The 18770-nt window shown below is 73.8% G+C and carries 15 protein-coding genes; 7 read left to right on the forward strand and 8 right to left on the reverse strand.

Annotated elements, in window-relative coordinates; all coding sequences use genetic code 11:
- Positions 1–45: 45 nt before the first annotated feature.
- From xylB to GR130_RS23800, 3 genes are all read left to right on the forward strand, one after another.
- Positions 46–1449 carry a xylulokinase gene (gene xylB, locus GR130_RS23790; RefSeq protein WP_159506581.1) on the forward strand — a complete coding sequence of 468 codons (1404 nt, stop codon included), beginning with the start codon at positions 46–48 and terminating at the stop codon, positions 1447–1449.
- A 144-nt stretch (positions 1450–1593) separates the two neighbouring features.
- Entirely contained in the window at positions 1594–2835 is a 1242-nt protein-coding gene (locus GR130_RS23795) for a chitinase (protein ID WP_159506582.1), read from the forward strand.
- A 71-nt stretch (positions 2836–2906) separates the two neighbouring features.
- A complete protein-coding gene (locus GR130_RS23800) occupies positions 2907–3071 on the forward strand; it encodes a hypothetical protein (RefSeq protein ID WP_159506583.1) in 165 nt (54 codons plus the stop codon).
- 63 nt (positions 3072–3134) lie between these two features.
- Here GR130_RS23800 and GR130_RS23805 read toward each other — a convergent pair whose 3' ends face one another.
- The 4 genes from GR130_RS23805 to GR130_RS23820 form a co-directional block, all read right to left on the reverse strand.
- A complete protein-coding gene (locus GR130_RS23805) occupies positions 3135–4823 on the reverse strand; it encodes a CocE/NonD family hydrolase (RefSeq protein WP_159506584.1) in 1689 nt (562 codons plus the stop codon).
- Between the two features lie 212 nt (positions 4824–5035).
- Positions 5036–6208: a macrolide family glycosyltransferase gene (locus tag GR130_RS23810; protein ID WP_159506585.1), complete on the reverse strand. Its 1173-nt coding sequence runs from the start codon at positions 6206–6208 to the stop codon at positions 5036–5038.
- Positions 6209–6422: 214 nt separating this feature from the next.
- A complete protein-coding gene (locus GR130_RS23815; RefSeq protein ID WP_159506586.1) occupies positions 6423–7079 on the reverse strand; it encodes a response regulator in 657 nt (218 codons plus the stop codon).
- Between the two features lie 98 nt (positions 7080–7177).
- Positions 7178–8455, reverse strand: a complete 1278-nt coding sequence (locus GR130_RS23820; RefSeq protein ID WP_236573413.1) for a histidine kinase — start codon at positions 8453–8455, stop codon at positions 7178–7180.
- Between the two features lie 159 nt (positions 8456–8614).
- Between GR130_RS23820 and GR130_RS23825 the strand changes: the two genes are divergently transcribed.
- The 3 genes from GR130_RS23825 (at position 8615) to GR130_RS23835 (ending at position 10775) form a co-directional block, all read left to right on the forward strand.
- Entirely contained in the window at positions 8615–9139 is a 525-nt protein-coding gene (locus GR130_RS23825) for a hypothetical protein (protein WP_159506588.1), read from the forward strand.
- A 189-nt stretch (positions 9140–9328) separates the two neighbouring features.
- On the forward strand, positions 9329–10228 hold the full coding sequence (locus GR130_RS23830; protein WP_159506589.1) for an alpha/beta fold hydrolase: 900 nt from the start codon (positions 9329–9331) through the stop codon (positions 10226–10228).
- Positions 10215–10775 carry a TetR/AcrR family transcriptional regulator gene (locus GR130_RS23835; protein WP_159506590.1) on the forward strand — a complete coding sequence of 187 codons (561 nt, stop codon included), beginning with the start codon at positions 10215–10217 and terminating at the stop codon, positions 10773–10775. Before GR130_RS23830 ends, GR130_RS23835 begins: the two co-directional genes overlap by 14 nt.
- Before the next feature lie 15 nt (positions 10776–10790).
- Here GR130_RS23835 and GR130_RS23840 read toward each other — a convergent pair whose 3' ends face one another.
- The 4 genes from GR130_RS23840 to GR130_RS23855 all read right to left on the reverse strand — a co-directional run bounded on the left by GR130_RS23840 (position 10791) and on the right by GR130_RS23855 (position 16946).
- A complete protein-coding gene (locus tag GR130_RS23840) occupies positions 10791–12197 on the reverse strand; it encodes an amidase (protein WP_159506591.1) in 1407 nt (468 codons plus the stop codon).
- Between the two features lie 111 nt (positions 12198–12308).
- Entirely contained in the window at positions 12309–13685 is a 1377-nt protein-coding gene (locus GR130_RS23845; RefSeq protein ID WP_159506592.1) for a cryptochrome/photolyase family protein, read from the reverse strand.
- A 271-nt stretch (positions 13686–13956) separates the two neighbouring features.
- The gene (locus GR130_RS23850; RefSeq protein ID WP_159506593.1) at positions 13957–14382 is read right to left on the reverse strand and encodes a DUF3592 domain-containing protein; all 426 of its coding nucleotides are present in this window, start codon (positions 14380–14382) and stop codon (positions 13957–13959) included.
- Positions 14364–16946 (reverse strand): sensor histidine kinase, encoded by a 2583-nt coding sequence (locus GR130_RS23855; RefSeq protein WP_159506594.1) that lies wholly within the window; start codon positions 16944–16946, stop codon positions 14364–14366. The genes GR130_RS23850 and GR130_RS23855 overlap by 19 nt, the downstream gene beginning before the upstream one ends.
- A 247-nt stretch (positions 16947–17193) precedes the next feature.
- Here GR130_RS23855 and GR130_RS23860 point away from each other — a divergent pair, with 247 nt between their 5' ends.
- Positions 17194–18756, forward strand: coding sequence for a Na+/H+ antiporter (locus GR130_RS23860; RefSeq protein ID WP_159506595.1), 1563 nt, complete (start codon positions 17194–17196; stop codon positions 18754–18756).
- The last annotated feature ends 14 nt before the right edge of the window (positions 18757–18770 follow it).

The raw sequence follows: 18770 nt of genomic DNA on the forward strand, positions 1-18770 counted from the left end.
GATTTCTCCCGCTGATTTCTCTCGTTGCACGGAAGCGACATCGCCATGCCCACAGTTGCCGGGGTGGACTCCTCTACCCAGTCCTGCAAGGTCGTCGTCTGCGACGCCGACACCGGGGAAGTCCTGCACCGGGGCCGCGCCGCCCACCCCGACGGCACCGAGGTCTCCCCCGAGGTCTGGTGGCAGGCGCTCCGCGCAGCGGGCGGCGGCCTTCTGGAGCAGGTGGACGCCGTCGCCGTCGCGGGGCAGCAGCACGGCCTGGTGGCCCTGGACGCGGCCGGGCAGCCGGTGCGCGATGCGCTGCTGTGGCACGACACCCGGTCCGCGCAGGCCGCGGCGGACCTGGTCGCGGACCTCGGCGGTCCGGAGAAGTGGGCCGAGGCGGTCGGCACCGTGCCCGTCGCCGCCATCACCGTCGCCAAACTGCGCTGGCTGGCCGAGCACGAACCGCGGGCCGCGGACCGCACGGACCGGGTGCTGCTGCCGCACGACTGGCTGACCTGGCGGTTGTGCGGCGGTCCCGGCACGTTTGCCGAACCGGTCACCGACCGGGGCGACGCCTCCGGCACGGGCTACTGGTCACCGGCCGACGGCGCCTACCGCCAGGACCTGCTCGCGCTCGCCTTCGACGGCCGCACCCCCCGACTGCCCCGCGTCCTGGGCCCGTACGAGGCGGCCGGCCGCACCCCGCACGGTGCGCTGGTGGCACCGGGCACCGGCGACAACATGGGCGCGGCCCTGGGCCTGGGCATCCGGCCGGGCGACGTGGTGATCTCCCTCGGGACCAGCGGCACCGCCTTCGCGCTCTCGGAGCATCCCGTGGGTGACCCCACCGGTGCCGTCGCGGGGTTCGCCGACGCCACCGGCCGGTTCCTGCCGCTGGTGTGCACCCTCAACGCCGCCCGGGTGCTCAGCTCCACCGCCCGGATGCTCGGCATCGCGCTCGACGACCTCGGACCGCTCGCCCGCACCGCCGAGCCCGGGGCCGGCGGGCTGGTCCTGCTCCCTTACCTGGGCGGTGAGCGCACCCCCAACCTCCCGGACGCCGCGGGCAGCCTGACGGGCCTGCGCACGGCGAACATGCACCCGCGGAACGTCGCCCGCGCGGCCGTCGAAGGCATGCTGTGCAACATGGCCGACGCCCTCGACCGACTGCGCGCCCAGCAGGTGGACGCCCGGCGCGTCTTCATCATCGGCGGGGCCGCCCGGGCCCCCGTGGTCGGCGAGATCGCCGCCGAGATCTTCGGTACGCCGGTCACCGTGCCCGAACCCGAGGAGTACGTGGCCCTGGGCGCGGCCCGGCAGGCGGCCTGGACCCTGGCCGGCACCCCCGAGCCGCCGCACTGGCCGCTCGCCGCGACCCGGGAGATCGCCGCCCCCGCCGACTCCTCGACCGGGCTCCGCATCCGGGAGAACTACGGCCGCGCCCGGACGCTGCTCCACGGGTGACCGGCCCGGCCCGCGCCAACGCGGCGGCGGGCCGGGCGAGTTCGGTTCGGCACTGGTCCAGTCCAAAGTGTTGACGCGCCCGTGGCCAGGGGTCACTCTGTGGGCCATTGGTCTGGACCACCCCCTCGGATCGTGGGAGGACATGTGCCACCTCGTAAGGTCGGAACCCTCGCCGCCGCCGTCTCCGCGGCCTGCGTCGCGCTCGTGGCGGCCGGTACGGCGCTCGCCGCCGGGCACGGCGGCACGGCGCCCCGGGCACCCCAAGCCCTGGGCGGCAACTGGTATGCCGCGGCGCCCTATTTCATGCCGCTCGACAACGACCCGCCGGACCCCGGCGCGGTGATGGACGCCACCGGCCTCAAGGCGTTCCAGCTCGCCTTCATCCTGGCACCGAACGGCGGCGGCTGCTCCCCGACATGGGACGGGAACAGCCCCGTCGGCTCGGACACCGCGGTCGCCGGTGTGATCTCCGCGATCCGCGCGAAGGGCGGCGACGTCTCCGCGTCCGTCGGCGGATACAACGGCACCAAGCTCGGGCAGAGCTGCGGCACCCCCGAGGCGACCGCCGCCGCCTACCAGCAGGTCATCGACAAGTACGGCCTCAAGGCACTGGACTTCGACCTGGAGGAGCCGGAGTACGAGAACTCCGCGGCCATCCACAACGAGATCGGGGCCGCCAGGATCCTCCAGCAGAAGAACCCCGGCCTCTACCTCTCCGTCACCACCGCCGGGACCGCCGACGGCACCGGCTGGTTCGGGAAGCAGATGCTCAACGAAGCCAAGTCCCAGTCCTTCACCCCGGACAACTTCTCCATCATGCCCTTCGACGGCGGCTTCAACGGCGCCGCTTCGCAGACCGCGGCGCTCACCAACTTCAACGCCGTCCTGCGCTCCACGTTCGGCTGGGACGAGACGACCGCCTACGCCCACGAGGGCATCTCGCAGATGAACGGCCGTAGCGACACCGGCGAGTACTTCACCCAGGCGGACTTCCAGACGGTGCTGGACTTCGCGACCTCCCACCACATGGCGCGCTTCACCAACTGGTCCGTCAACCGGGACCGGCAGTGCTCGCCGCCGGACGACAACGGCAAGACGTCCGGCACGTGCAGCAGCGTGCCGCAGGGCGCGTACGACTTCACCAAGTACTCGGTGAAGTTCGCCGGGGCCACCCCGCCCGGCACGCCGCCACCCACCACTCCCCCGCCCACCACGCCGCCGAGTCAGGGCAGTTGTACCGCCGCGGCCTACAGCGCGGGCACCGTCTACGTGGGCGGTGACACCGTGTCGTACAACGGCCATACCTGGAAGGCCAAGTGGTGGACACAGGGCGAGGCCCCCTCCGCCGGCGGGTCCGGGGTGTGGCAGGACCTGGGCGCCTGCTGACCTGAGGGGCGGGGAAGTGCGTTCCGGGCGGACGCCCCTCCCCGCCCCGTACGCGGTCCGGCGTAACGGCCATGACGGCTGGTCAGGCGCCCTCCGCGGTGGAGTTCACCCCGACCGGCAGCATCGGCCGCGCCGCCCTCGACGGCCGGCCCGTCGACTTCTTCGCCGGCGGCATCAAGAACGTCCAGGTCTTCGACCAGGCCCGGTCCGCGGACCGGGTCGCGGCGCCGGCGTAGCCGCGCCGCGGCCGCGAGTCCGCGGACCGGGGAGTCGGCCGGGTGCGGCCCCGGCCGTGGGCGTCAGCGCAGGGGCACGGTCAGCTGGGACGGGTCGGCCGCCGTCGCGCCGAACGACACGCTGCTCCCGCTCGGCGTACGGCCGCCGTACAGCGGGTCCTTGGTGTCCAGGACCAGCGCCAGCCGGTGTCCGGCGGGCACGTCGTACGCGGTGGCGAAGAGCGAGACGTCCAGTGGGAAGGCGCGCCCGGGGGTCTGCCCGGACCAGCCCTGCGGGGCGTGGGAGATCAGCTTGCCCACACCGAGCGCGTCCACGTCGTAGAGGTAGGCGAAGACCGTGCCCTGCGGTGCGGACGCGGTGATCCGCGTGTGCAGCCGTACGGCACCGCGTATCCGCTGCGGTGCCGCGTCCGGCTCCGACTGCCATACGGCGGCGGACCTGCGGGACAGCAGCGGCACCAGGACGGTCGGCGGCAGGCCGGTGAACTGGTCGAGCGCGCCGGACAGTTCGGCGATGCCGCCGTCCGCGCCCGAGTCGGTGCCGCCGGCGACCTCCTTGTTCCATCCGCTCCCCGCGGCGGCCTTGGTGCCGAGCGAACCGGTGCCGTGGACGTTCGGGTCGCCCAGCCGGAGGCGCGCGGTACGGGAGCTGACGGCCCGCCAGTCCGGGTAGCTCTCCTCGGCGCCGCTCCGCCTGACCTGGAGGCGCACCGCCCCCGCCCCCTGGGAACCGCCGTCGGTCCCGCCGCCCTTGAGGTGCTGGTCGAGCCAGTGGCGGGCGCTCGTCCAGGTGGCGTTGTGCAGCCCGAGCAGGCTGGTCAGCTCCTGTGTGGCGTGGTCGCCGGGACGGAGTTCGAGGTGCTTCGGGACGGTGAGGCGCTGGTAGAAGGCGGTCATCTGGCTGGGGTTGAAGATGCTGTCGCCCCAGGCGTTGGCCATGAAGACGGCCGTGCCGTGGGCGTTGATCCGGTCCACGTACGTGGCCGGGGACCGCTTGTGCGCCCAGGCGACGACCTGGGGGATGTCGCGGTCGGCGTACAGGTCCGCCAGCATTCGCGAGAACTCCGGGCTCGGGCGGCCGGTGGGCATCTGGATGGCGTGGAGCAGCGCGGCGGCCTGGAGGTGTCGCGTCTGCCCGCTGTAGAGCGAGTCCACCAGGTCTCCCCAACCGCTCAGCGCGGCAACGGCCTTGACCCGCGGGTCGAAGGCGGCGCCCATGAGGGTGAGGCCGCCGCCGAGGGAGAGCCCCACCATGCCGATGCGCTGCGGGTCGGCCGGGGTGTGGGCGAGGGCCCAGTCGATGACCCCGGACACGTCACCGACGTCCTTGGCCCCCGCGACGTCGATCTGCCCCCCGGAGCCCCAGAAGCCGCGCACGGTGTACGTGACGGCGACATAGCCCTCGGCGGCCAGTTGCCTGCCCTGTGCCACGTACTCCAGGTCGTTCTGGCCCCAGCTGGCCGGCTGGACGACGAGCGGGTAACGGCCGTGGCGGTCGGCGCCCGGGGTGCCGGGTGCGGGGGTGAAGACATCGGCCTTGAGGACGGTGCCGTCCTTCATCGGGATGTCGGCCAGGCGAAAGGCCCGTGCGGCCTGTGCGGCGGCGTGCGCGGTCCGCGGGCCGGGGTGGGCGGCGGCTGACGCCGGGGTGGTGACGAGGCTGCCGCTGAGGGCAAGGGCCGTGACCAGCACGGCGGTTGTCGTCCGGTGCCGGTCCTGGGGACGGCCGGCGGTACGGCGGGATCGCGCCATCGATGCTCCATCGGGATCTGACCGCGGTGTCACAGTGACACCCATCCGGTGCGGTGGTTGGGAGCGTACGGGGGCGCCATCGGCCCTGGTGAGACGATGATCGGCCAAAGATACTCGTGGGTAACTCGTAATGCGCCACGCGCACCGCCGGTGCAGGGCGACGCCGTGCGGCGGGGCGGTGGCGCCCCCGCGCGCCCGGCGTCGCCGCGCCGCTAGCGGAGGTACTCCTCGATGACGTCCGCGCCGCGGACGGCGCCGCCGCCCTCCCGGACGACCTTCTGCATCCGGTCGAGGTTGGCGCGGATCGCGGGGGATGCCGCGACCCGGTCGACGGCCGCGCGCAGCTCCTCGGCGGTCACGGTGGCGGAGTCCAGCTGCTCACCGCAGCCCAGTTCGGCCGCCCGCCCGGCGTTGGCGGCCTGTTCGGGCATCTGCGGGACGGCGATCAGCCCGACGCCGTAATACAGCGCCTCCATCGTGGAGTTCATCCCGGTGTGCGAGACGAAGGCGGCGGCCCGCTGAAGCACGGCGGGCTGCGGGAAGTGCGGCCGGACGTCGAAGTTGGCCGGGATGTCGCCCAGCAGGGAGATGTCCAGACCGCCCACGGTCATGGCCACTTGGTAGGGGCCGTCGCCGAAGGCGTCGAGGCAGGTGCGGTAGAACTCGGGCCGGTCGTTGAAGACCGTGCCCAGAGATATGTACAGAACGGGGGCCTCGGGGTCGGCCGGCGCCCACGTTTCGGCGTGCTCCCGGCTGCCCAGCGAGGGACCCAGGAAGTGGAAGCTCTCGTCGAAGGTCTCGCCGGCGAACTGGAACTCCCGGGGTATGAACACCAGGTTCAGCTTCTCGGTCGCGTCCAGCAGGCTCGCCGGGTCGAGGGTCACCCCGTACTCCGCGGAGAACTCCGCACAGGCTTCGGCGATCGCGGCGATGGCCGGATTCTCCTCGCCGAGTTGGTCCATGACCTCGGCGAACAGCGAATACGACTCGTTGGAGGCGAGGTTCGGTATGGTGCGGACGGCGGGCAGGCCCAGCTCCTCGGCGAGGACCCGGGGCGGCCAGTTCATCGCGTCGTAGCAGATCGCGTCCGGCTTCTCGGCGACGCAGTGCTCGCGCAGGACCGGATAGGCCGCCCGCATCGCCCCGAAGAGGCTTCGCATGAATTCACCGAACGCCTCGGGCCCGAAGTTGCGGGGCGGCGCCCCCCAGTCCCGCTTCGGCAGTTCCACCCAGCGGGCGCCGGCTCCGATGACCGCTTCGGAATGGTCCACGCTGGTGGCGTAGTCCACGCGGTGCCCTCGCCGCACGAGTTCCTCGACCAAGGGCAACGTGGGGTTGACGTGCCCGTGGCCACCAAGGGTCATGAATAACAGATGTTTCGGCATGCGCCGATCCTAACGAGTACCGGTGAAGAGCCATCGGGCTCCCCCACGGCACGGGCCCACCGCGGTGTGCGCGACCGTACCGGACGGCGAACGGGAAGCCCGAGGCCGGCCGGGTGACGCTCCTTCCGGCGGAGGCGGGGGCAACTCAGGGCAATGGCAATGGAGTTCACCGGGTCCCTGGCCATGACGCAGCCGGGTTGGCGCCCCCGGGCGGTCAGATCAGGCCGCGTTCCAGGGCGGTGACGACGGCGGCGGTCCGGTCCGTCACGTCCAGTTTCCGGTAGGCGCGCAGCAGGTGCGTCTTCACGGTGGCCTCGCCGATGAACAGCCGCGCGCCGATCGCCGCGTTGGTGAGGCCCTGGCCGACCAGCCGCAGCACTTCGGTCTCCCGGTCGGAGAGCGGCGGGGTCTCCACGGTCCGCGGGCGGAACAGCTTGGGGGCGAGCGACGGGGTCAGCACGGTCTCGCCGCGGGCTGCCGCCCGCACGGCGTCGACGAGTTCCGCCCGGGTGCTCCCCTTGAGCAGATAGCCGGCCGCGCCCTCCTCCACGGCGCGCAGGATGTCCGTGTCGCTCTCGTAGGTGGTGACGATGACGACCTTGCTGCCGGGCGCCTGGCGCAGGATGTGACCGGTGGCCTCGACGCCGTCCATCCCGCCCATCCGCAGGTCGAGCAGCACGATGTCCGGTCGCAGCCGTACCGCGAGGGTCACGGCCTCCTCACCGGATGCGGCCTGTCCGGCGACGGTGATGTCCGGGGCGGACTCCAGCATGGCGGACAGTCCCTCGCGGACGACCGGGTGGTCGTCCGCCAGCAGGACCCGGATCGTGTGGTCCGCCGCCGTGTCGCCGCACACCGTGTGGTTCGTCATCGCTCCCCGCGCCCTTGTTCCTTGTCCGCGTTCCTCGTCCGCCTGTCGCGCCGCCGGTCGCCCCGCCGGTCGCCCGGTGCGTGGGGTGCGCTGCCGGGTCACGACCCGCCCGCGCCGTCGGCGGGCTCCGGCCCGGCCACCGGGTCCGCGGGCACCGTGATCGTGACGGTGGTGCCCTGACCGGGGCGGCTGTCGACAGTAGCGCGTCCGTCGATCTCCGCGGCGCGGGCCCGCATCCCGCGGAGCCCGTAGCCCGTGTGGTCCTGGCCCGCGTGGTCGTGGTCCGCCTGGTCCTGGGCCACGGCGAAGCCCGCGCCGTCGTCCGTGACGGTGAGGCGGACCGCGTGCGGCTCGTAGGCCAGGGCGACGGCCACGGTGCGGGCGCCGTCGGCGTGCTTGCGGACGTTGGCCAGGGACTCCTGCGCGGACCGCAGCAGCACCACGGCGGCGGGCATCGGTACCGGTCGGTCGGTGCCCTCGACGGTGCAGCGCACGGTCAGTCCGGTCTGCTCGGACAGGGTGTCGGCCTGCCGGCGGATCGCCCGTGCCAGGGAGCTCTCGCGCAGGGCGGGCGGGGTGCGGGCGGCGACGAAGTCCCGTGCCTCGGCCAGGCTCTCGCGGGCCACCCGGCCGGTCAGCGCCAGGTGCCGGGCGGCCAGCTCCGGTTGGCTCACCAGCTCCGATTCGGCGGCCTGTACGAGGGTGATGATGCTGGTCAGACCCTGGGCCAGGGTGTCGTGGATCTCCCGGGCCAGCCGCTCGCGTTCAGCGGCGATACCGGCCTGGCGGGACATCTCGGAGAGCTGCTCGCGGCTGTGGTGCAGCTCCGCGATCAGCTCACCCCGTTCCCTGCTCTGCCGCACCACCTTGGTGATCCACTGGCCCAGCAGTACGGAGAGGGCGATGCCGAGGAGGGCGAGCGGCAGCACTCCGCGCCAGTCACCGCCGGTCAGCCAGACCAGCGCCGGCGGGGTGAGGTTGGCCAGTGAGGCGGTCGCGACCGCGGGCGCGGTGGGCAGCGACATGATCAGCATCGGGACGACGGCGAACAGCGCGAAGGACCCGCCGACGGCGCACGCCGTGGCCGTGGCGAAGAGGAGGAAGAGCCCGGCCGCGAAGGTGAGATGGCGCGGGCCGGCGGTGCGGCCGGCCTGGCTCTGCAGCATCAGGCCGCGGCCGAGCGCCGCGTACCACGGGATGGCCAGGGTCAGTGCGCCGATGGCGAGGGCGCGCCGGAACGGGTCGCCGCCGGTGGTGAAGAGCAGGACGGTGGTGACGGCGTAACTGACGGCGAAGTACCCGTCCCAGAGGCCGAACCAGCGGTTGCGTGCCTCGGGAGCATGGCCCTCGCCGTTCCCCTGGGTGTATGTGCGCACCCGCCCAGTCCTACCACCCCGGCGACGGCCGGTGTCCACCGGTCGGTGGACAGCCGGTCCCGTCGGTCGGTCGACGCCGGGGGACGCCGTGCGGCCGTAGCGTCGAGGGCGTCGGCGCAGGGGAACACGCGCCAAATACCAGGGGAGACCTCGCATTCCATGAACACGACGTCGACGTTGTTCACTCCGTTCGTGACCGCGCTGATCGCCAGCGTGACGATTCTCGGCATCATCCTCGCCACCGATCTCGGTCACCGGCGGCTGACCAACATGCGGATGCTGCGGTCCCTGATCGCGGTCGCCGTGGTCATCGGGCTCTTCGTGCATTCGCTGCCGACCGGCGGGAACGACGTCTCGATGCAGCTCGCCGGGATCGGCATCGGCGTGATCTGCGGGCTGATAGCGGGTGCGCTGCTGCCCGCCGACCGCGCCGCCGACGGCAGTGTGTACACCACGGGCGGGATCGGCTACGCGGTGCTGTGGATCGCCATCTCCGGCTCGCGGGTGCTGTTCGCGTACGGGTCGGAGCACTGGTTCGCCCAGGGGATCGTCACGTTCAGCATCGACTACGAACTCAGCGGACAGGACGTGTACGCCAACACCTTCGTCTTCATGTCGCTGGCGATGGTGCTGGCCCGCACCGGGGTCCTGCTGAGCCGGCGGCGGAAGCTGGCCAGGGCCTGAGGCGGCGCGGGGCTTTTGCCCGGGTCCGGTCGGCGCCCGCCGGCCGGACCCGGCGTTCGTCCGGGCCCGGTGTCGGGCGGTGGCGGGGGTCGGCGGGAGATCCCGGAAGGGCGTTGACCGACCGGTCGGTCATCGCTAGCGTGTGCGGCGCGACCGGCAAGGAGGTTCCACCATGAGGGAGGTATCGCCATGGAAGTCCCGTTGATCGAGGGGGCGTTGGCGTTCACCGTGTCCACGGCGCTGGGCGAGGTCGCGGTGCGCATGACGGACGGTCACCAGGGATGCGACGCACCGGTGTTGTTGCTTCTGCACGCCAACCCGGGTGACAGCCGGGACTTCGCGGCGGTCGCTCCGGTGCTGGCGCGGGAGTGGCGGGTGGTGACCGTGGACTGGCCCGGATACGGGCAGTCCACGGCGGCCGATCCGCACCGGGTGACCGCCGACGGGCTGGTGGCCACCGCCGAGGACGTGCTCGACGCCCTGGCCGCCCGCCACGGGATCCGCCGGGTGTGCGTGCTGGGCAACAGCGTGGGCGGCTATGCCGCGGCCCGGCTGGCGCAGCGCCGGGCGGACGCGGTCGACGGGGTGATCCTGGTGGACCCGGCCGGGTTCACCCCGCAGAACGCGGCGACCCGGTTCTTCTGCCGTCAGGTGATGGGACGTCAGTTCTTTGCCCGGATGCTGGTCGCCCCGCTGGCACGGGCCTATCTGGGTGGGCTGCGCACCCCGAGCGCCCGCGCCACCTACGCCCGCGCCCGGCGGCTGCGGCACGAGCCGCGGCGGCTCGCGGTGCACTGCGCGCTGTGGCGCAGCTTCGCCGACCCGCGGTGCGATCTCACCGGCCCGGCCGACCCGGTCGGCGGGTGGACGGCGCCGACACTGCTGGTGTGGGGGCGGCGGGACCCGGTCCTGTCCGCCGCCGTCGACGGCCGCCGGGCGCGGCGCGCACTCCCCCACGCCCGGAGCGTGCTGCTGGCCACGGGACACGAGCCGTTCAGCGAACGGCCGCGGGAGTTCCTCGCCGAGGTCATCCCCTTCCTGCGCCAACACACGCCCTCCGCGACGGGGGTTGACGGTGCGGCCGGCTGAACCGGGGCGCAGGTCGCTGCTCGATGCCGGCCGGCGGTTGCTGGCCGGGGAGGATCTGTCCCGGCTGTCGGTCAACGCCATAGTCGGCGCGGCGGGCATGGCCAAGGGCAGCTTCTACCAGCACTGGCCCACCCGCACCCACTATCTCGTCGCGCTGCACGCCGTCTTCCACGACGAGCTGACGGCGCGGGTCGAGGCGGCGATCGGCGGACTGCCGCCGGGGCCGGACCGGTTGGCCGCGGGGATCGGCGCCTACCTCGACGGCTGCCTCACCCAGCCGGCGACCAAGGCGCTGCTGGTACAGGCCCGTACGGATGCCGCGCTCGGCCCGCAGGTGGCGGCGCGCAACGACGCGTTCGCCGGTATGGCGGCGGCGGACCTCGCCGCACTCGGCTGGCGGCCGGCCGAGCCGGTCGCCGCGCTGCTCGTCGCCGCCGTCGCCGACGTCGCGCTGCACGAACTCACCGCCGGCCGCCCGCGCGACGACCTGCGCACGGCGGCGCTGCGGCTCGCCACGCGGACGCCGGGGGCCGATCCCGGATCATAGGGGCGGCCCGGCGGCTCAGCTTCCGCCGATGCGTTCGGCCAGGTCCAGGACGGTGCGGTCGGCGAGGCGGGGGCCGATGATCTGGACGGCGAGGGGGAGGCCGTCCGGGTCGGTGCCCAGCGGGACGACGGCGGCGGGCAGGCCCATGTGGCCGGCGAGGTTGAGCCAGCCGGTCTGGTCGAAGAAGCCGCGCTCCCGGCCGTCGACGGTGAGCGAGCGGGCGCCCTGTCCGATGGCCGCGGTGGGGGCGGCCGGGGTGATCAGGGCGTCGTGGCGGCGGAAGTACGCCGCCCAGCCCTCCCGCATCCGGGCCCGGTCCTCGTTCGCCCGGATCCAGTCGCGGTGCCGCTGGGTCCGCAGCCGCAGGAACTGCGCGCGCGGGGAGGCGTCTTCGGGTGGGAGCTGCGCGGCCTCGTCGCAGTCGCGCCGGAAGGCGTCGTCCTCGGCGGTGCCGGCGGCGTTGGCGTGCAGCAGGCGCTGGAAGAGCGTGTCCGAACCCGGCAGGTCCACGGGGCGGTCGTCGGTGTCGATCCGGGCGCCGGCGCCGCGGAGGCGTTGCGCCAGGTCTTCCACCAGCGTGCGGGTGGCGGTGTCGACCGGGCAGTGCGCGTCGTCGGACCAGACGCCGATGCGGTAGTCGGCGATCCGCTCGTGGGCGGGGGCGGGCAGTTCCAGGCGCCAGGCGACCGCGTCGGCTTCGGCGGGGCCGGCCAGCACGTCCAGGGCGATCCGCAGGTCCCGGGGGTGCCGGGCCAGCGGGCCCGGGGTGAGCAGGTCGCTGCTGGTGAGCCAGCCCGGCGGGCGCGGGATGTGGCCGCGGGAAGGGATGAGGCCGTGGGTCGGGCGCAGGGCGTGGACGCCGCAGTAGTGGGCGGGCAGGCGGAGCGACCCGGCGAGGTCGCTGCCGAGTTCGAGCGGGGTGAGGTGGGCGGCGACCGCGGCGGCCGGACCGCCGGACGAGCCGCCCGCCGTCCGCTCGGGGTGGTGCGGGTTGCGGGTCGCGCCGAAGAGGGCGTTGTCCGTGTGCAGGTCCTGGCAGTACGCGGGCAGGTTGGTCTTGCCCATGATGATCGCGCCCGCGGTCCGGAGCCGGGCGACGGCGTCCGCGTCGCGCTGCGGGAGGTGGTCGCGCAGGTCCGGCGATCCGGAGGCGGTGCGCAGGCCCCGGGTCTCGAAGGAGTCCTTGACGGTCATCGGCAGGCCGTCGAGCGGGCCGCCGGGACGGCCGTTGGCGCGCCGTTGGTCGGCGGCGTGCGCGGCGCCGCGGGCGGCCTCCGGGTCGAGGGCGATCACGGCGTTCAGGGGCGACCCGGCTATCCGGTCGAGGTGCAGGTCCAGGAGTTCCCGGCTGGAGACCGTGCGCGCGGCCAGGGCCTGGAGTTGGGTGTGGGCCGGGGCCCGGCTGATGTCCGACGGAGTCATGCGGCTGCTTCCAACGGGGTGTGGGGGACGGATCGGCGGGCCGCGGCCCGGAGATCATCCAGAGTAGCGAGCGGCGGCCGCGAGCAGGCGGGGGTTCCGGGGGTGCGGTGGTCAGCCGAGCCCGCGGGCGCGCCGGAAGCGGGTGAGGCCGTCGGCGAGGTCGACGACGGGGGCGGGGTAGCCGTACCCGGCGCGTGCGGAGTGCGGCAGCTTCCATGGTTCATGGACCAACGGGCCCGCCAGAGCGGCGAGTTCGGGTACCCAGCGGCGTACGTACTCCCCGTCCGGGTCGTGGCGCCGAGCCTGGACGAGGGGGTTGAGGATGCGGTTGTAGCGGGAGTCGGTGCCGGTGCCGGCCACCCACTGCCAGTTGAGCTGGTTGTTGGCGATATCGCCGTCGACCAGCAGCTCCAGGAAGTGGCGCGCGCCGATCCGCCAGTCCACGTACAGCGTCTTGCTCAGGAAGCTCGCGGTGAGCAGCCGGGCGCGGTTGTGCATCCAGCCCTCGTGCAGCAGTTGGCGCATCGCCGCGTCGATCACCGGATAGCCGGTGCGGCCCTCCTTCCAGGCGGCGATCTCGTCCCCGGCGGTGTCCTCGGTGCGCCAGCGGTCGTGCCGGGTGCGGTAGTCGACGGCCGCCGCGTCGGGGCGGGCGGCGAGGACCTGATGGTGGAAGTCCCGCCAGGCGAGCTGCCGTACGAAGGCGTCGGCGCCGGGGCCGCCGTGCCGGCGGGCGCGGTGAACGAGTTCGACGGGCGACAGGGTGCCGAAGTGCAGATGTGGGGAGAGCCGCGAGGTGGCGTCGCCGCCGAGGTCGTCGTGGCGGTCCTCGTAGGCGTCCAGGCCGCCGCGCAGCCAGGCGGCCAGCCGCTTTCTGCCCGCCGCCTCGCCGCCCGCGGCCAGCCCCGGCGACACCCCCGGCAGGCCGGCGGCGGTGGGCAGCGGCTCGGAGTCGATGTGGCCGGGTACCGGTACGGTGCGCGGTGCGGCCAGCGCCTCGCGCAGCCGCTGCCCGGACCAACGTCGGAAGTACGGGGTGAAGACGGCGAAGTGGTCGGCCGCCGCCGGGGCGACCGCGCCGGGCGCGAGTGCGGTGATCACCGTGTCGTGGACGTGCAGCCGGCGCCCGTCGGCCTCCAGCGCCCGCCGCAGCCGCTCCTCGCGGCGGGTGGCGTAGGCGCTGACGCCGGCCGCCAGGTGCACCTCGCCGGCCCCGGCCTCGGCGGCCACCCGGCCCACCTGCTCGACGAGGCTGCCCGAGCGCACCACGAGCCGCCCGCCGCGCTCGCGGAGCCCGGCGTCGAGCCCGCTGAGGCAATCGGCGAGGAACGCCTGCCTGTTGGGGGTGGCGAACCCCGCCGCGGCGATGGCGTCGTCGCGGACGAACAGCGGCACCACCAGGTCGGCGGAGCCGAGGGCGGCGCGCAGCGGCGGATGGTCGTGCAGCCGCAGATCGGAGGTGTACAGGACGACGGAGACACGGGGCACGGGGCAACTCCTCGGCGTGGTGGGCCCGGTGGGCGGCTGCCGTCGATGGTTCCCCTGCGTGGCACGGAGCGGCGCGGGACGCGCCGTACGAGGGTTGGCCAGGACCCGGACGATGGGCAGGCCGCCGGGTGCGCGGCTCACAGGGAGGCGCAGGACCCAGGAGAAGCGCGCGTGCGAGTGGAAGTTGCCGGGGCGACGTGCTGACCCTCGCGACGGCACCGCGCGGGAGGATCGATGGCCCGATCGCCCGGGGCCTGTGGTGGGGCGGGCCCTACCCCGCGAGGAGCGCGACGGCGAGCAGGGCGAGGGAGAGCGCCGCGATGAGGGTGCCGGCGGTGAGGAAGGCGCGTTCCAGGGCAAGGCGTTCCCGGCCGCGGACGAGGGCGGTGCGCGGGTCGGCCGGGTCGTAGGTGACGGACACCTCCTCGCCGTCGCGCAGCGGGTGCCGGCGGGTGGACGGTGCCGGGCAGACGATCTCCATCACCCGGCCGTCGTCGGTGGTGAACTGGAGGAGCGGGCGCGGTGGCGGCACTTCCCCGGCGGCCGGGCCAGGCGGGAGCTTGACCAGGGCCCGGGCCCGCACTCCGGTCCGGGTCAGCCGCCGGGCCTGGCGCAGGCCGTAGGCGCCCGCCAGCGCGGCGACCAGGCCGCCGAACGCGGTGAAGCCGGCGAGTACCGCTAGCGCTCCGACAGCCATGCGGCTCCGTCCGGGGTGTCCGCCGGGCGGGCGGCGCGCAGCGAGAGGACCATGGTGAGGCCGCCGCCGGGGGTGTCCTCGGGGGTCAGGGTGCCGCCCATGGCTTCGGTCAGGCCGCGGGAGAGCGCGAGGCCGAGGCCGAGGCCGCTGGTGTTGTCGTTGTCGCCCAGGCGCTGGAAGGGGACGAAGATCCGGTCGCGGTCCCCCGGTTGCAGGCCGGGGCCGCGGTCGACGACCCGCAGTTCGACCCAGGGGCCCAGCGAACTTGCGGTGATCAGCACGCTCTGCCCGTCGGTGGAGTGCCGTACGGCGTTGGTGACGAGGTTGGCGATGACCCGCTCCAGGAGCGGCGGGTCGGCGAAGACGTCGCAGATCTCGTCCAGGCCCTGGGAGCGGATCGGCACGGGCGTCGCGGCGAGGGTGTCGAGTGCCAGGGGGAACACGTCGGCGAAGGCGGTGGGTTGGAGGTGCAGGGTCAGCGCGCCGGCCCGGAGGCGGCTCATGTCGAGGAGGTTGTCCACCAGGCGGTTGAGCTCGATCAGCGACTCCTCGGCCGTGGCGAGCAGTTCCCCGCGCTCGTCCGCGGTGAACTCCACCTCCGTGCTGCGCAGCGAGCTGACGGCGGCCCGTCCGCTGGCCAGGGGGGTGCGCAGGTCGTGGCTGACGGCGGCGAGCAGCGCGGTGCGCATCCGGTCGGCGGCCTTCACGGGTTCGACCTCGGCGGCGGCTTCGGTGAGGCGGGCGTGGTCCAGGGCGGCGGCGAGGTGGGCGGCGAAGGCGGTCAGCACCCGGTGTTCGGAGGCGGGCAGGGTGCGGCCCCGGAGGACGAGGAGGCGGTCCGGTCCGGCGGGTACCTTCACGGTGCCCTCGACGTCGTCCGGTGCCTCGGTCTCCTGGTCGACGCGCGGGACGAGTTCGGCGGACTCCATGCCGAAGGTCTCGCGGGTGTGCTCCAGCAGCCGGGAGACCGCCTGGTCGCCGCGCAGGATGTTGCCGGCCATGGAGGACAGCGTCTCGGCCTCGGCGGTGGCGCTGGCCGCGCGCCGGGAGAGCCGCAGCGAGCGATCGACGATGGCGGCGACGGTGACGGCGACGCCCGCGAAGACCACGAGGGCCAGGGCGTTGTTGGGTTGCGTGATGGTGAACTCGCGGACGGGCGGGATGAAGTAGTAGTTCAGCAGCAGCGAGGCGGTGAGCGAGGCGAGCAGCGCGGAGACCACCCCGCCGAAGCAGGCCACACCGACCACGGTGACCAGGTAGAGCAGCGCCTCGCTGGTCAGGTTGAGGGTGCCGCGGGTGTTGGCGAGGGCGGCGGTGAGCAGGAGCGGGAGCAGCAGGCCGGCCACCGGGCCGGCGGTCCGGCGCGAGCGGGGCAGCAGCCGGCCGGGGATCGGCAGCCGGCGGCCGCGGCCGGAGCGTTCGTGGGTGACCATGTGGACGTCGATGTCACCGGACAGCTCGACGGTGGTCTCCCCGATGCCGTGGGACGCCAGCAGCCGGGAGAACCAGCCGCGGCGGCTGGTGCCCAGGACCAGCTGGGTGGCGTTCTCGGCGCGTGCGAAGTCCAGCAGGGCGGTGGGCACATGATCGCCGACGACGGAGTGGTAGGTGCCGCCGAGGCTTTCGACGAGGGCGCGCTGCCTGGCGAGCGCGGCGGGTGAGGCGTCGGCGAGTCCGTCGCTGCGGGCGACGTGCACGGCGAGCAGATCGCCGCCGGAGGAGCGGTCCGCGATGCGTTCGGCGCGGCGGATCAGGGTGGTGCCCTCGGGGCCTCCGGTGAGCGCGACCACGACGCGTTCGCGGGTCTCCCACACGGTGCCGATGCCGTGCTCGGAGCGGTACTTCTGGAGGGTCTCGTCCACCCGGCCGGCGACCCACAGCAGGGCCAGCTCCCGCAGGGCGGTCAGGTTGCCGACGCGGAAGTAGTGCGAGAGGGCGGCGTCGATCTTCTCCGGCTGGTAGACGTTGCCGTGCGCCATCCGCCGGCGCAGCGCCTCGGCGGGCATGTCGACGAGTTCGATCTGGTGGGCGCGGCGGACCACTTCGTCGGGTACGGTCTCCCGCTGCGGGACCCCGGTGATCTTCTCCACGACGTCGTTGAGCGATTCCAGATGCTGGACGTTGACGGTGGTGACGACGTCGACCCCGGCGGCCAGCAGCTCTTCGACGTCCTGCCACCGCTTGGCGTTCCGTCCGCCGGGGATGTTGGTGTGCGGCAGCTCGTCGACGAGGGCGACCGCGGGGCGGCGGGCGAGAACCGCGTCCAGGTCGAGTTCACCGAAGACCGCGCCGCGGTAGGGGCGTTGCAGCCGCGGGAGGACCTCCAGTCCGTCGAGCATCTCCTCGGTGTGCGGCCGGGAGTGGCACTCGGCGTAGGCCACCACGACGTCGGTGCCGCGGCGGGCGCGCCGGCGGCCCTCGTCGAGCATCCGGTAGGTCTTGCCGACCCCGGGCGCCGCGCCGAGGAACACCTTGAGTCTCCCCGGCCGGACGCCCGGTGGGTCCGCCGCGACAGCACTCGACGCCACCGAAGGCCCCTCCCTCACCGTTCTGCAGGGGGCCATGGTCACACCGGCCGGCCCGGGCCGTGCGGAAACGCCGGGACATTGACGTTTCCCTGACCCGGGATCGCGGCCGCGACCCTGACCTGAATGTACGGAATGCGGCCGGTCCCGGCCCTGATCAGTCGGTTTTCCGCCGCCGCGGCGCTGCCCCGGCGGCGCTCGGCCGATAGGGTGACCGCGGAGCGCCGGGAAGTCTGGTCGGCACAGAGAACAGCCTGCGGTTTTCCGGTGGTCGAGGGGGCGCTCCGTGCACAGTGTCGCTACCGTGCTCTTCCTGGTGGTGCTCGCGACGGCGGTGGCCACCGGCGCCCGGCGCTGGCGCATCCCCGCCCCGTCGCTGCTGGTGGTGGCCGGCCTGGTGGTGGGCACGCTGCCCGGGGTGCCCGACGTCCATGTGACGCCCGAGGTGATCGGGACGGTGGTGCTGCCGCCGCTGTTGTACGCGTCGGCGGAGGAGTTGTCCGGGCGGGATCTGAAGGCCGTGTGGCGGCCGGTGACGGTGCTCGCCGTCGGGCTGGTGCTGTTCTCCGCGGCGGCGGTGGCGGCGGTGGCCTCGCTGCTGACGCCGCTCCCCCTGAGTGGCGCGTTCGTCCTCGGTGCGGTGCTGGCGAGCACCGATCCGGTGGCGGTGACCGCGCTGGGCCGGCGGCTGGCGCTGCCGCCCCGTATACAGGTGCTGGTGCAGGCCGAGAGCCTGTTCAACGACGCCACGTCGCTGGTGCTGTTCCGCGTGGCGGTGTCGGTCGCCGCGGCGTCGGGTGTGGTGACCTGGCAGGCGGCCGGCGGGCAGTTCCTGACACTGGCGGGCGGCGGCGGGCTGGTGGGGCTGGCGGTCGCCGGGGCGGTGGCGCTGATCCGGCGGCGCACCGTGGACCCGGTCCTGGAGACCGTGATCGCCCTGGTCACCCCGTACGCGGCGTACGTCCTCGCCGAGGCGGCCGGGACGTCCGGGGTCACCGCGGTGGTGGTGTCGGGCGTGGTGCTGGGCAGCCGCGGCCACCGGCTGACCACCGCCCCCATAAGGCTCCAGCTGCACGCGGTCTACGGCACCGTGGTCTTCCTGCTGGAAAGCGTGGTCTTCAGCCTCATAGGACTGGAACTTCCGTCTTTGATACGGGCGTTGACGGACGCGGACCGGCTGTGGCCGGTGCAGGCGGCGGCGCTGGCCGTGGTGCTGATGACGGTGCGGATGCTGTGGGTGTTCCCGCTGTCCGCGGTGCTGCACCGCAAACAGGCGGCGGGCACACCCTCCTGGCGGGTCGCGGCGGTCGCGTCGTGGGCCGGCACCCGCGGGGTGATGCCGCTGGCCGCGGCGCTGTCCATACCTCTGGCCACCGACGGCGGGACGGGCTTCCCGCAGCGCGGGGTGATCCTGGTGCTGACCACGTCCGTCGTCGTGATCACGCTGGTCGCCCAGGGGTTCACCCTCGCCCCGCTCGTCCGCCGCTCCGGTATCGCGCTGGAGCCGGACCACACCCGCCGCGAGGAGACCGAGGCCCGGCACCAGGTCGTGCTGGCCGGTCTGCGGCATCTGGAGCAGATGGCCGACCTGGAAGCGGTCCCCGACATCCTCGTGGTGCGCCTCCGCCGCGAGATGACCACCCGCCTCGACCTCACCCGCCAACTGCTCGACGAGGACGATCCGGTCGAGTCCATGGCGGCGACCTACCGACAGCTGCGCCGCGACGTGATCGCGGTGGAGGCCGCGGAGCTGCAGCGGCTGCACGACGACCACCTCATCAGCGACACCACCCGGCGCCGGTTGCAGCGTTCGCTCGATCTGGAGGAGACCCGGCTGGCGGACTCCTGAGCGGCGCCGTGCCG

This window comes from Streptomyces sp. GS7, from assembly GCF_009834125.1.
GTDB lineage: Bacteria > Actinomycetota > Actinomycetes > Streptomycetales > Streptomycetaceae > Streptomyces.

Coding starts and splice junctions, on each gene's coding strand:
- xylB (WP_159506581.1), top strand. CDS start 46: ATGCCCACAGTTGCCGGGGTGGACTCCTCTACCCAGTCCTGCAAGGTC.
- GR130_RS23800 (WP_159506583.1), top strand. CDS start 2,907: ATGACGGCTGGTCAGGCGCCCTCCGCGGTGGAGTTCACCCCGACCGGC.
- GR130_RS23805 (WP_159506584.1), bottom strand. CDS start 4,823: ATGGCGCGATCCCGCCGTACCGCCGGCCGTCCCCAGGACCGGCACCGG.
- GR130_RS23810 (WP_159506585.1), bottom strand. CDS start 6,208: ATGCCGAAACATCTGTTATTCATGACCCTTGGTGGCCACGGGCACGTC.
- GR130_RS23815 (WP_159506586.1), bottom strand. CDS start 7,079: ATGACGAACCACACGGTGTGCGGCGACACGGCGGCGGACCACACGATC.
- GR130_RS23825 (WP_159506588.1), top strand. CDS start 8,615: ATGAACACGACGTCGACGTTGTTCACTCCGTTCGTGACCGCGCTGATC.
- GR130_RS23830 (WP_159506589.1), top strand. CDS start 9,329: ATGGAAGTCCCGTTGATCGAGGGGGCGTTGGCGTTCACCGTGTCCACG.
- GR130_RS23840 (WP_159506591.1), bottom strand. CDS start 12,197: ATGACTCCGTCGGACATCAGCCGGGCCCCGGCCCACACCCAACTCCAG.
- GR130_RS23850 (WP_159506593.1), bottom strand. CDS start 14,382: ATGGCTGTCGGAGCGCTAGCGGTACTCGCCGGCTTCACCGCGTTCGGC.
- GR130_RS23855 (WP_159506594.1), bottom strand. CDS start 16,946: ATGGCCCCCTGCAGAACGGTGAGGGAGGGGCCTTCGGTGGCGTCGAGT.